The organism is Streptomyces sp. NBC_00104, assembly GCF_045160825.1.
Classification (GTDB): domain Bacteria; phylum Actinomycetota; class Actinomycetes; order Streptomycetales; family Streptomycetaceae; genus Streptomyces.
Genome location: NZ_CP108215.1, coordinates 3,667,578 through 3,677,697 on the forward strand (window position 1 = coordinate 3,667,578; position 10,120 = coordinate 3,677,697).

The following is a 10,120-nucleotide window of genomic DNA, read 5'->3' on the forward strand; positions in this document are numbered from 1 at the left end:
GGCGCTCACCGGGCGGCCAGGCGGGCGGCCTCCTCGCGCTCTGCGGTTCGGCATTCCGGGCAGCGGGCGGCGGAGCCCCGGTCGCGGAACTCCCGGCCGCACCCACACAGCCGGAGTGGTGCGAACGGGTCGGGCAGTTGGGGCAGTTGGGGCTCGGGGGCCGCAGCGGCTGCGGGTTCCGGCTCGGTGGGAACGACGGCCATCAGCGGCGCCTGAACGGGCCCTCGACGGTCCGCGTTCGGCCTCTTGCGGGTGGTCGGCTTCTCGCGGTGGGCCGAGCACCGGGTGGCGCCGGGACGGACCAGCGGGTGCCCGCACTGCTCGCACCGGCCGAACGGCTGGTCGTCCTGGTCCTGGTTCGGGGATTGATCGTTCTGCGCCGACGAGCCCCCAACCACCGGAGGTTGAGTAACTACATCAGCCCCGTCGTGGGAAACCCCATGGGAACTACCTGGGTTGTTCGGGCCACTGCGGCCCGAACCGGTCGGTCCACTGTGGCCCGAACCCATACGTGCCTCTGTGGCACGAACCGATTCCTCGTCGGCGGCCCCAAGTTCATGCCTCTGTGGCCCGAACTGGTTCGTGCCTTTGCGGCCCGAACTTCCAGCTTCGGAGTTCGTGCCACCGTGGCCCGAACTTCCCTCCGGCTCCTCATCCTGGGCACGTCGGCGCGCGGTGGCCTTCAGATAGTCCTCAGCAGCCTTCCAGTCCGGCCACAGAACCTCGCCGGGGATGGCGTACCGCGTGGCCTTTCCGCGACGCCGCTCACCGTCGACCAGCACCACGCCCGCACGTATGCCCGCGTCCAGGTATCGGCGCGCGTCGTGCTCGCGGCATCCGGCGGCCTTGGCCAGGTCCTGAATCCTGATCGGCTTGCCGTCCTTGAAGCGAAGCTCACCGGACGCGGCAGCCATGGCTCGCAGGGCGTACAGCATGGTCAGGAAGCCGCCCTTGAGGCCACGGGGCATCTGCCGCGTCCACTTCCAGGCGAGCGCATTGCCGAACGAATTCGGCACGCCGCCTTCCTTGCGGCTGTCCTGCTCGTCAACGCTCACGGGGTCTCTCTTGATCGTGCCGGGTGTGTGGGCGGCTACGGCTACGCCTGGGCCTCGTCGACGAAGACCGGCCCCGGTGGGGGTGTCGGCTGGAACAATTCCGGCGCGGCCAACAGGCGCGCGAGGTCGCGAACAAGTTCCGTAGGCGCGGCCCGGTGAAGCTCGGCCGCGATCGCCTGAGCGCCGTCCTCGAACTTGATGACCGCCTGCTTACGTGGCCTGAGCCCCTGCCGGTTGAAGGCGGGGCTCTCTGCCTGGATCGCCGCCGTCTCAGCCTTCGTGGCCTCCCGATAGGTCGGATAGACCGAGATGCTGATGAACTCGACGAGCGGCCACCACGCGGCCGTTCGGCGGTGGTCGACCAGGCGCAGGGCAGAGCCTGACGAGACCCCGAAGTACACGGGCCGCTGATCAGCCGCGTAGAAGCGGTAGACGTACGGACCGATGGCCCAGTGACTGCTCATCTCCTCCGTTGTCAGCAGGTCCGCCACAGGGGCGTCACGGTCAAGCCGCCTGGTCGGGAAGTGCTTCGGCTCAGTCGCGTCCACAGGTGCCTCTCTTGGGTGCAGGTTTGGGATGTCTTGATCCTCCTGGATTCTTTAAAGATTGGCAACTCTGGCCAATTTTGAAAACATGGCAGTGGCTTACACTTTGACCATGACCACGAAGACGCCGGAAATGCAGCCCGACGGGGTGCAGGAGCTGCCTCTGACCCACGCACGGGCCCAGCTGTCGCAGCTCATCGAGGACGCGCGGGAGCGGGACACCATCACGGCCCTGACCGAGCGCGGACGCCGACGTATCTGCCTCGTCACGCCGGAGTTCGTGGAGCGTGCACGCCAACTCATGGCCGAGCACGGCGAATGAGGACGACATCACAGGTCACCCCGCAGCCACGACAGAAGGTCTTCGTCTGAGCCGTGGGTGAACGCCTGGTCGAAGTCGACGAACCCGCCGCGTTCCTCGGCCGCCGTCGCCGACCCGTGGCAGTGGCCGCACAAGTTCCGTACGAGCCCGTCCCGCACCGACTTGTGCGGGAACAGGTGCCGACGGGTGCGGCACAGCTGACACTCTCCGAGTGGCGGAGGCGCGGCCGTCACGCGGCGGCCTTCCGGGGCTGGCCGGCGTGGTCGCGGAGCTGGACGTCCGCCTCGACGAGGAGAGCGTGTATGTACCGGTAGGAGTAGCCAGTGCGCGCCCGGATCCCGCGGATGCTCAGGCCGCCCCGGTACAGGCGCGCGAAGTCGTCGGCGAGGTCGTTCGTCTCCGCGCGCCGGGTGTTCTCGCGGAACGTGACCCCGGCCTCGATCAGGAGCGTTCGCACGCAGGTGTACGAGCGGCCGGTTCGGGCCTGGATGGCTCGGATGCTGTCGCCGTCGCAGTCGTCGTAGAAGGCGGCGAATTCGGCGGCGAGTGAGGCGCGTTCCTCGCCTTGGGGCAGGCTGCGCACGGATCAGGGGCCTTTCGGAGAGCCGGGCCGGGGCCGCCCGCGCGGACGGCCCCGGCCGGGGTGTTCAGGGGTGGGTGTGCAGGGCCCAGACGAGGACCGTGACGAGGAGGGCAACGACCCACCACCACTGGCACAGGACGGGGATGGTGACGGCCAGTGCGCCGGCGACGGTGCCGTAGGCGAGGCCGAGCATGAAGTGCCGGAAAGAGATCAACGGGCTTCCTTGACTTTGGTGCGCGGAAGTCGGCCGCCGCGTGCCCGGAGCGGGGTCTTCGCTTCGAGCAGGAGGTTGCGGACGGTGCCGTACGGCAGGCCGGAGCGGGCGGCGAGACTGCGGATCGTCGAGCCCCGGCGGTACTTCTTGGAGAGGTCGCGGGCCTTCGCTTTCCGCTCCTCGCCCATCAGCCGGGGCCTGTGCTGGTTGGTCACGACGCTGCGTTCCTCTCGTTCTCGTACGACTCGCTGGCCTCCTCGATCTGCCGGGCTATCGCCTCCTCCGCGCACGTCTTGTGCGCCGGCTTGCGCTGGGAGTCGAGGAGGTTCGTCGGCCTCTGGCAGTACCGGCACGGCCGCGCCAGGTCGGACCAGTGCGCGTTGTCCCTCCAGTCGAGGAGGCCGCCCGGCGGAAGCTCAGGCCGCTTCGGCCGGCTCCGCCGTCGCCTTGGCGGCATCGGCGTCCTCCTCTTGAGAGCGGGCCGCCTTCCGCCGAGTCCGCCGCTGGCTGGAGCGCCGAATGCTCTGGCGTTCGTCCTCGTCCAAGCCGCCCCACACCCCGAACTTCTCGGGCCGGTCGAGCGCATACCGAAGGCACTGCTCGCGCACGGGGCAACGTCGGCAGTACGCCTTGGCCTGCTCCCTGACGAACGGTGCTTCGAGGCCGTGCTCCTTCGGGAAGAAGTCCAAAGGGTCGGCTTCGAGACAGGCGGCTTGCCTGCTCCAGTGCACCGGCCGGGCGATGCTGTCGGGTGCGTAGCGGCTTGGACGGGGCATCAGCTACTGACCTCCTCGGCGCTCTCGAAGAGGCACGCCCGTGGTGCGTCCACGGGCGGGGGCGGGTAGGTCACGGCGGTGAAGGCGATCGTGTCCGCGTCGCCTTTCTCAGGCGTCCCGCTCTCCGAATCCGGGACCGTGACCGTGACTGTGTCCGGGACCGCGATCGTGTCCGGGACCACGAACGTGTCCGGGATCGTGTCCGGGACCCGAGCCGCGTCCGGCGCGGTGACCGGCCCGGCGTCCACTGACCGCGACCGCCGGGATGGCAGCACCTGACGGCGCGGGCGGGGGCGGCGCCGGCGTCCGGTCGGCCGCAGCGCCCAGTAACAGCCGCCCACGCCCAAGGGGAGCGCGAGCGGCCCCCACAACCAGAACGCCGAGAGGACGTCGTCGACGAGCATGCCGACCCAGAGCAGGAAGGCGCCCATCACTCGGTCTCCTCGCGCCACCGAGTGACAGTCCTGTCCGCCACCCCGAGAGCGGCACCGACGCTCTCCGCACTGCCCGAGTAGTGCCGGGCCGCGTACCGCTTCCAGTCCTCTTCCAGCTCGGTGTGCGGCAGTGTCCCTTTCAGGACGCGCTCCACGGCCACCAGGTCGACGCCACGGTCCGACGTCGCGTACGGCATCGGATGCATCACGAGCCCCCCTCGCGACACCGGCGCTCCTCACGCAACACACGGTCTTCGAGGTGCTCGCCAGCGACGCAGAACTCACGCACGCAGCTGGGCGCGTGGGTGATGTTGCCCTGCGGCTCCCGCCCGTGGCGGATACGGAACACCGCCCGGTACGCCGTCTCGGCACGGCCACGCCACGACAACATCGGCGTGCCCCGCGGGTACGTCTGGCCGGTCCACTCGGCGTGACCGTCCTCGACAGGCTTCACCCGCCGGGAAACCGCCTCCTCCCACGACGCTTCGACCGCGCGCCGACCACGCTGGAACGTCTCCAGGCCCTTGCGCTGCCGCACCTCGTCGACGCGCCCCCAGGGCACGCCCAGCCGTTTGGCCACGGACAGGTTCGACACGTCGGCGGAGGCGAGCTGACGCGCTATCTCCACGTCCGTGACCTCGGTGCTCGTCGTCACCGGTCCACCTCCTTGCCGAGGAACCAGACACGGATGACGCAGCCGGGCGTATCGAGGACGTCGGGCAAGAGGCCGTGATCGGTCGAGTACCACTTGCCGAACGGGCGCCGGAACTCGACGACTTGAGCGTCATCCCTGTAGATCTGGGCCGTGGTCAGCGCGTCCTTCGTCGCCCGGACGATCTTGTCCAGGTCCGGCTTCACGTCCGGCCGGGGCGGGGCCGACGGCAGCACCCGGTCGGCGTTCCGGCCGCTCCCGTAGTGCGACTTGGGGCGGGTGAACGTGAACGTCATCGACAGCGCCACCGGACCCACCAGCGGGCGCCAGCCGCGCACCTTGCTGCGGGCCTCGATCGCCCGCCAGGCCACGGAGTCCCGCCACGGCTTCACCTTCGCCGAGGACTCGATCATCCGGCCCCCGCCGACATGGTTCTTGCTGCCCTGCGGGCCCGGCACCCCGCGCGCGGTGATCGTGAGCAGCGCGGGCGCCTCCGGGGCGGCCCCCGCCGCAGGTTCGGCGGCGGGGGCGGCAACTTCTTCGAACTGCGTCAGGTCGGTCACTGCCCGCCTTCCTTCTCCCAGAGGCCGGCGACGTGCCGCAGCACGCTCGCCGCTTCCTGCTTGCTGAGGCCCTTGGAGGCCGCCTCGATCGCGACGCCGCCGTCGGTCGGGCCGGGCCGGACGATGACGAACGCGAGTGCGTCGCGGCCGTCGATGAACGTCAGTGCCGCTGTCTCCGCGTCCGCCTCAGCCGGTGCGACGCCGTCCGTCCGCTCCCAGGGAAGCGGCGGGCACAGGCCCAGGCCGGGCCACTCCAGCCGCTCGGCGGACGTGTCCGTGTTGCCGGGCGGGTTGTCGAGGTCCAGGTCCGCGAAGAACCGCAGTCCGGCCAGATCGGCGGAGGCCTTGCCGGAGACCTCGACGAACGGGGCCGCTCCGGTGAGGAACGCGCGACGCGGCGACCAGGCGGTGACCCTGACCCAGACGTGCGCGGTGTCGGTGTCGCAGCAGTCCATCTGTGCGCCGTCCGCGACGGCGATCACCGTGACAACGGTCCGCAGGGGCTTACTCACTGTCGGCCCCTCCGTCCATCCAGCCCTCGGGCAGCGGCGGCGCCAGCTGCATGCGGGTCAGCACGAGGTCGTCGGGGTCGGTGACATAGCAGTTCGCACGCGCTTCGAGGAAACGGTTCGGCAGTTCCTCGGGCGTGAGGCCGGTCGCGGTGGTGAGCTGGTCGAGCAGCACCGTGACGGGCGCCTCGATGTTCCAGCCGACCACGACGACGCGCGCCGTGCGCGTCGTGAGGTCAACGGCCTCGATCTCGACGGGCGTCGCGAACCGGCGCTCGATCCGGGCCGTGACGTACCGGCGGCCGGCGTCGGTGATCTGCCACGCGGGATCGGCGCCGGTGACGTAACCGCGCGAGCGCAGCGTCCGCAGGAAACCGCCCGGATCGGTGAACGACTCGCACGCCGTCAGCGCCCGGAGGATCTCCTCAGCCTCTTCCGGCATCGGATGCTCCGTCGCGTGCTTCGTGATGCGGATCATCTCCGCACGCCACGCGTGGGTGCCGCGCGTGGTCGGCGCCGAGCACGGGCACCCGGCGACCGAGACGGTCATCTCGGGCGGAGTGTGCGCCATGCACTCGCCGACGTTGATCCGGCCGCGCTCGCACAGCTTGGCCGTGCAGCACCGGCAGCCGGGGCACGGCTCCTGAGCGGCACGCAACTGCTCGGGGGCGGTGGGGTCGAGGGTCTGCGTCATCTCGTCCGTCCTGGGCTTGTGTGACCGCACTGGAAGCACCGCCGCGAGCGCCGGCTGGCCGGTCACTGCTCGGCCGCCTGCAGCGGGGCGGGGAGGAGGGGCCAGCCGAGCCGCATCTCACGCGCGAGGGCTTCTTTGCCGGGCGTCGTCGCGAAGTGCTCGCGCAGGTCTTCTTGCTGGGCCAGCGCCCACTGCGCCTGTTGGGCGTGCAGCTCGCGGGGCGTCCGCCGCGCCAGCCACTTGTGCCGGTTCGCGATCTTCCAGGCCACGGCGCACGCGGCCTTCGCGTCCTGGTCCGGGCTGTGCGCGCCGTTGAGGTCGACGACGTAATGACGGCACAGGTCTTCGAGCGTCCGCCCACCGCGCCGGAAGCGGTCGACCCGCTTGTCCAGGACCCGCGGGTCGATGACGAACGGCTCGGCACGCTCGTCCAGCGGCGCGAGCCCGAACCTGCGGGCCTCACGGTCGAGGACCGTGAGGTCGTAGGGCGCGTTCATGATGACCAGCGGCCAACCGCTCTCGGCGCCCTCGGCGAGCGCCGTGAGGATCTTCTCGACGACTTCCGCCGCCGGGCGGCCCGCAAAGCGGGCCGCCGCGGTGGTCCATCCGTGGATGGCCGTCGCCTCGGGAGGTATCTCCTCCCCGTCGACGTCCGACACCCACGTCCGGGGCTCGGTGTCCCGGCCGCCGCCGTAGCGGACTACAGCGGCGGCGACGATGCGGGCCGTCTCCGGATCAGTGCCAGTACTTTCAAGATCGAAGCCAAGTAGAGGGAGCCGGTGCCAGGTCAACATGAAGCCTTCCTCTTCTGTCGTGAGGTTTTCGCCCACTCGCGTTCGCAGGCCCGGCAGTGGCGAGCGCCGTTCGTCGCGCTCCGCGTGTTGGCGGGCGTGTACTCGTGACCGTTGCCGCAGTGCGTGCGCTTCTTCTGCGGTCGCCGGTTGGAGCGCTGCACAGCGCGCGTGACCCACCGGCAGTTGCCCGGCTCGTAGTCGCCGTCGTTGTCGATTCGGTCGATCTCAAGCCCGGGAGGACGCTCGCCCATGTCAGCGAGAAAGTTCCGGAAGTCCCTCCAGCGCTCGCAAACCTTGATGCCACGTCCGCCGTAGTCGGCCCACCGGCGATGCGTCGGGTTGGTGCAGCGGTTGTTCATGTCGCCCCACGTCATGTAGGTCGACGATGCCTTCGCGGCAGGCGCGTGCCCGTGCTTCGTACTGCGCGCGACGGTCAACTCAGTCCGAAGGCAGCCGCAGGACTGCGTACGGCCCCACTCCGTGTAGACGATCGAGTGCGGTTTCCCGCAGTCGCAGACGCACTGAACGCGCTTCTCCCCAGGCTTGCGCTCCTGGGTGGCGACCAGACGGCCGGAGCGCGACCCGGCCGGGATCGTGACAGGACGTCCCACCGCTACCGCCTCTTTCCGTCGCGGTTGCGGTTGCGGCGCCGAGGCTGGGCCCGGCCACGGCCAGCACTCGCCTTGCGCGGCAGGGTCCGCGTCGTGGTGATGTCCTGCGACGACTCGGCCGCCGCCGCTGCCCGCCGCGCCTCGGCCTCCAGCGCGACCGTCTCGGGATCGATCGCCGCGAGAATCTGCGGGCGGCCGTCCTCGGCCGCTTGCTCGACGGCGACCAGGGCGCGCAGCTCGGCCGACGTCGGCACGAGCTTGGCCAGGCGCCGGATAGCCGTCTTGATCCACATGTCGTCGAAGCGCAGGTGCCAGAACGAGTTCTTCGCACCGGTCTGCTCAGCCCGCTGGTAGGCGCGGCTGTACTCGTCGCGGGTCTCCTCGGCCTGCTCGCGTGTGACGATCGCGACCGCCGAGCGGCGGCCGCCGTCGAGCCAGGCGAAGGCGTACGCGAACAGCGGCCGACCGCGCTCGGCCTCCGGAGCGAGGATCTTCGGCTTGTGCACGAAGTCGAGCGGGGCGGGGGCAGTGGGCTCGAAGTCCCACTCGTCGCCCTCGTAGACCAGACCGGTCACTACCGACTTCACCAGGCCCGACCGGTACATCAGGTCGACGTAACCCCGGTAGGTCGGAATGAAGACCGCGGTACGGTCCTCGGCCGTGATGACGGCCTGCTGACCGTCCGGCAGCAGCCCGAACCGGGCGCACGTGATGACGCTCTGCAGGATGCTCGCCGGCGTGCACCGGCCGATCAGGTTCGGCAGCGCGGCGCGCACCACGGCGAGGTAACCGCGCGGGTCGATGTGCTTGGGGAGCGCGGCCTCGACGTCGCTGCCGTAGCGGCCGAGCCACTCGGCGAAGGATGCCGCCGCCTTCTCGTCGTGACCGGCGGGCGTCTCCTCGACGTCGTCCGCCTGGTCGTGCTGCTCGATGCCGCCCCCGGAAGCCTTCGCACGGGCCGCGCGCAGACGGGACTTGAGATCGGTGGTCATCGGCTGGCCTTCTTCGTCGCCGTCTTCGGGATGCGGAGCTGGCGGGCACGGCACAGGCGGTACTCCTCGGGGGCCTCGGCCTTGAGCCGGTCCATGTCGAGGGCGTCGACCTTGTGCGTGAACTTCGCAGCCAGAACGGGGAAGTCCGCGTGGAACTTCTTCGGCGAGAACGTCGAGTTCTGCTTGTTCGTCCAGGCCGGCTTGCCTCCCGCCCGCACGATCTCGGCGTCACCAGCCAGCAGGCGCATCTCGTTCTGGACCTTGCGGAGTTGCTCCTTGGCCACGTCGACCCGATCGGCCATGCGCGCTTCCTTCTCCAGGAGCGCCCTGGCCTTGTCGGCGGGGACGTTGGTGACCTTCTCGGGCTGGACCTCCCACAGACGCGCCAGCAGGCTCGTCGTGGCCTCCAGGCCGTCAGCGGGGGGCGGGAAGCCCTCGACGACGTGCCGCTGAAACCACTGCTCGCAGTGGTCCACGATCTCGTCGATGATCTCCTCGTCGCGCTCGACGCGGTACCACTTCAGCTTGTTCCCGCCGACCAGCGCGGCGACGTAGCCGTGGTCCCAGCCGCCGACCGCGAGGTACCAGTGGAGTTGGAGAAGAGGCCCGTCCGGGACGCCGTCCTCCCAGTCCTCGGCCTGGTATTCGCTGCGGTTCTTGAGTTCCAGCGGGGCAACGATGTTGCCCTCGGCGTCGAGGACGTAGCGGTCGACGTTCGCCCGCATCCAGGGCCGCGCGATGTTCTGGATCATCCCGGCGGGCATACGGGTTTTGAGACCGCTTCGCTTCGTGAACATGCGGGCCACGAACGACTCGATCTCACGGCCGATCTCGGCGGGCTCCGTCTCTCGGAACGTCGGCCGGCCGTGCTTCTCCTCGAAGACGTGCCGGGGGCTGGACCACTTCCCGGCCAGGCCGAAGAGGGCGGCGACGTCGGAGCCGCCGATGCCCTCGCGGCGGGCGGCCTCCCACCTTTTGCGGGACGCCCGGCGGCCGAGGAGCAGCGTCGCCTGCGGGGCTTCCTGGATGGGAGCCGGCTTGGCGGCCCGGGTCGTCTTACGCCGCGTACGGGTGGCGGATCCCGGCTTGGCGGCCGGGGTCGTCTTGCGCCGCGTACGGGGGGCGGGCGTGGCCAGCCGCACGAGTTCGGCCGGGATCTCACGCGAGTCGACCGCGCGGGCCTCGGACTCCAGCAGACGGGCCGTCGGGGCGCCGTACGCGAGGTCGGATGCCGTGACGGCGGCGGGGGTCCGGGGTTGGGTAGCCTGTTGGGACAACGTTCCATCTCTCTTCGTGGATCGTTCGGGGGAGTTCGAGGCCGCCGAGCTGTGCTGAGCTCGGCGGCCTCGTCGCGTCATGAGGCGCGACGTGTGGGC

19 protein-coding genes are annotated in these 10,120 nt (G+C 70.3%); 1 reads left to right on the forward strand and 18 read right to left on the reverse strand.

Translation table 11 applies throughout. The features are described 5' to 3' along the window. Positions 1-5: 5 nt before the first annotated feature. Positions 6-1,055, reverse strand: a complete 1,050-nt coding sequence (locus tag OG272_RS16110; protein WP_405893816.1) for a hypothetical protein — start codon at positions 1,053-1,055, stop codon at positions 6-8. A gap of 41 nt (positions 1,056-1,096) precedes the next feature. Then, positions 1,097-1,603 carry a GIY-YIG nuclease family protein gene (locus tag OG272_RS16115; RefSeq protein WP_405893818.1) on the reverse strand — a complete coding sequence of 169 codons (507 nt, stop codon included), beginning with the start codon at positions 1,601-1,603 and terminating at the stop codon, positions 1,097-1,099. A 109-nt stretch (positions 1,604-1,712) separates the two neighbouring features. On the opposite strand from OG272_RS16115, the gene OG272_RS16120 reads away from it, so the two are divergent. Then, positions 1,713-1,922, forward strand: a complete 210-nt coding sequence (locus OG272_RS16120) for a hypothetical protein (RefSeq protein WP_405893820.1) — start codon at positions 1,713-1,715, stop codon at positions 1,920-1,922. An 8-nt stretch (positions 1,923-1,930) separates the two neighbouring features. Here the strand turns inward: OG272_RS16120 and OG272_RS16125 are convergent, their stop codons facing one another. The 16 genes from OG272_RS16125 to OG272_RS16200 form a co-directional block, all read right to left on the reverse strand. Continuing rightward, positions 1,931-2,155: a hypothetical protein gene (locus OG272_RS16125; protein ID WP_405893822.1), complete on the reverse strand. Its 225-nt coding sequence runs from the start codon at positions 2,153-2,155 to the stop codon at positions 1,931-1,933. Beyond that, a complete protein-coding gene (locus OG272_RS16130) occupies positions 2,152-2,505 on the reverse strand; it encodes a helix-turn-helix domain-containing protein (RefSeq protein WP_405893824.1) in 354 nt (117 codons plus the stop codon). The genes OG272_RS16125 and OG272_RS16130 overlap by 4 nt, the downstream gene beginning before the upstream one ends. A 64-nt stretch (positions 2,506-2,569) precedes the next feature. Continuing rightward, a complete protein-coding gene (locus OG272_RS16135; RefSeq protein WP_405893825.1) occupies positions 2,570-2,719 on the reverse strand; it encodes a hypothetical protein in 150 nt (49 codons plus the stop codon). Further along, complete coding sequence (locus OG272_RS16140; RefSeq protein ID WP_405893826.1) at positions 2,716-2,934, reverse strand: helix-turn-helix domain-containing protein; 219 nt, start codon at positions 2,932-2,934, stop codon at positions 2,716-2,718. Before OG272_RS16140 ends, OG272_RS16135 begins: the two co-directional genes overlap by 4 nt. Beyond that, the gene (locus OG272_RS16145) at positions 2,931-3,176 is read right to left on the reverse strand and encodes a hypothetical protein (protein ID WP_405893828.1); all 246 of its coding nucleotides are present in this window, start codon (positions 3,174-3,176) and stop codon (positions 2,931-2,933) included. The genes OG272_RS16140 and OG272_RS16145 overlap by 4 nt, the downstream gene beginning before the upstream one ends. Beyond that, on the reverse strand, positions 3,136-3,495 hold the full coding sequence (locus tag OG272_RS16150) for a WhiB family transcriptional regulator (RefSeq protein ID WP_405893829.1): 360 nt from the start codon (positions 3,493-3,495) through the stop codon (positions 3,136-3,138). The genes OG272_RS16145 and OG272_RS16150 overlap by 41 nt, the downstream gene beginning before the upstream one ends. Further along, positions 3,495-3,926 carry a hypothetical protein gene (locus OG272_RS16155; RefSeq protein ID WP_405893830.1) on the reverse strand — a complete coding sequence of 144 codons (432 nt, stop codon included), beginning with the start codon at positions 3,924-3,926 and terminating at the stop codon, positions 3,495-3,497. Before OG272_RS16155 ends, OG272_RS16150 begins: the two co-directional genes overlap by 1 nt. After that, positions 3,926-4,138, reverse strand: coding sequence for a hypothetical protein (locus OG272_RS16160; RefSeq protein WP_405893831.1), 213 nt, complete (start codon positions 4,136-4,138; stop codon positions 3,926-3,928). Before OG272_RS16160 ends, OG272_RS16155 begins: the two co-directional genes overlap by 1 nt. Next, positions 4,135-4,584 carry a hypothetical protein gene (locus OG272_RS16165; RefSeq protein ID WP_405893833.1) on the reverse strand — a complete coding sequence of 150 codons (450 nt, stop codon included), beginning with the start codon at positions 4,582-4,584 and terminating at the stop codon, positions 4,135-4,137. The genes OG272_RS16160 and OG272_RS16165 overlap by 4 nt, the downstream gene beginning before the upstream one ends. Further along, complete coding sequence (locus OG272_RS16170; RefSeq protein WP_405893834.1) at positions 4,581-5,144, reverse strand: RusA family crossover junction endodeoxyribonuclease; 564 nt, start codon at positions 5,142-5,144, stop codon at positions 4,581-4,583. Before OG272_RS16170 ends, OG272_RS16165 begins: the two co-directional genes overlap by 4 nt. After that, entirely contained in the window at positions 5,141-5,656 is a 516-nt protein-coding gene (locus OG272_RS16175; protein ID WP_405893836.1) for a hypothetical protein, read from the reverse strand. The genes OG272_RS16170 and OG272_RS16175 overlap by 4 nt, the downstream gene beginning before the upstream one ends. Further along, positions 5,649-6,347 (reverse strand): hypothetical protein, encoded by a 699-nt coding sequence (locus OG272_RS16180; protein WP_405893838.1) that lies wholly within the window; start codon positions 6,345-6,347, stop codon positions 5,649-5,651. Before OG272_RS16180 ends, OG272_RS16175 begins: the two co-directional genes overlap by 8 nt. Positions 6,348-6,409: 62 nt before the next feature. Continuing rightward, entirely contained in the window at positions 6,410-7,141 is a 732-nt protein-coding gene (locus OG272_RS16185) for an exonuclease domain-containing protein (RefSeq protein WP_405893839.1), read from the reverse strand. Beyond that, positions 7,135-7,515, reverse strand: coding sequence for a hypothetical protein (locus OG272_RS16190; RefSeq protein ID WP_405893841.1), 381 nt, complete (start codon positions 7,513-7,515; stop codon positions 7,135-7,137). Before OG272_RS16190 ends, OG272_RS16185 begins: the two co-directional genes overlap by 7 nt. Positions 7,516-7,754: 239 nt before the next feature. After that, on the reverse strand, positions 7,755-8,744 hold the full coding sequence (locus OG272_RS16195; protein WP_405893843.1) for a recombinase RecT: 990 nt from the start codon (positions 8,742-8,744) through the stop codon (positions 7,755-7,757). After that, positions 8,741-10,021 (reverse strand): YqaJ viral recombinase family protein, encoded by a 1,281-nt coding sequence (locus OG272_RS16200; RefSeq protein WP_405893845.1) that lies wholly within the window; start codon positions 10,019-10,021, stop codon positions 8,741-8,743. Before OG272_RS16200 ends, OG272_RS16195 begins: the two co-directional genes overlap by 4 nt. Positions 10,022-10,120: the final 99 nt, after the last annotated feature.

What these genes read in the sequence shown, in the direction of transcription:
- OG272_RS16120 (WP_405893820.1), top strand. Translation starts at nt 1,713, where the DNA reads ATGACCACGAAGACGCCGGAAATGCAGCCCGACGGGGTGCAGGAGCTG.
- OG272_RS16145 (WP_405893828.1), bottom strand. Translation starts at nt 3,176, where the DNA reads ATGCCGCCAAGGCGACGGCGGAGCCGGCCGAAGCGGCCTGAGCTTCCG.
- OG272_RS16150 (WP_405893829.1), bottom strand. Translation starts at nt 3,495, where the DNA reads ATGCCCCGTCCAAGCCGCTACGCACCCGACAGCATCGCCCGGCCGGTG.
- OG272_RS16155 (WP_405893830.1), bottom strand. Translation starts at nt 3,926, where the DNA reads ATGGGCGCCTTCCTGCTCTGGGTCGGCATGCTCGTCGACGACGTCCTC.
- OG272_RS16180 (WP_405893838.1), bottom strand. Translation starts at nt 6,347, where the DNA reads ATGACGCAGACCCTCGACCCCACCGCCCCCGAGCAGTTGCGTGCCGCT.
- OG272_RS16185 (WP_405893839.1), bottom strand. Translation starts at nt 7,141, where the DNA reads ATGTTGACCTGGCACCGGCTCCCTCTACTTGGCTTCGATCTTGAAAGT.
- OG272_RS16190 (WP_405893841.1), bottom strand. Translation starts at nt 7,515, where the DNA reads ATGACGTGGGGCGACATGAACAACCGCTGCACCAACCCGACGCATCGC.
- OG272_RS16195 (WP_405893843.1), bottom strand. Translation starts at nt 8,744, where the DNA reads ATGACCACCGATCTCAAGTCCCGTCTGCGCGCGGCCCGTGCGAAGGCT.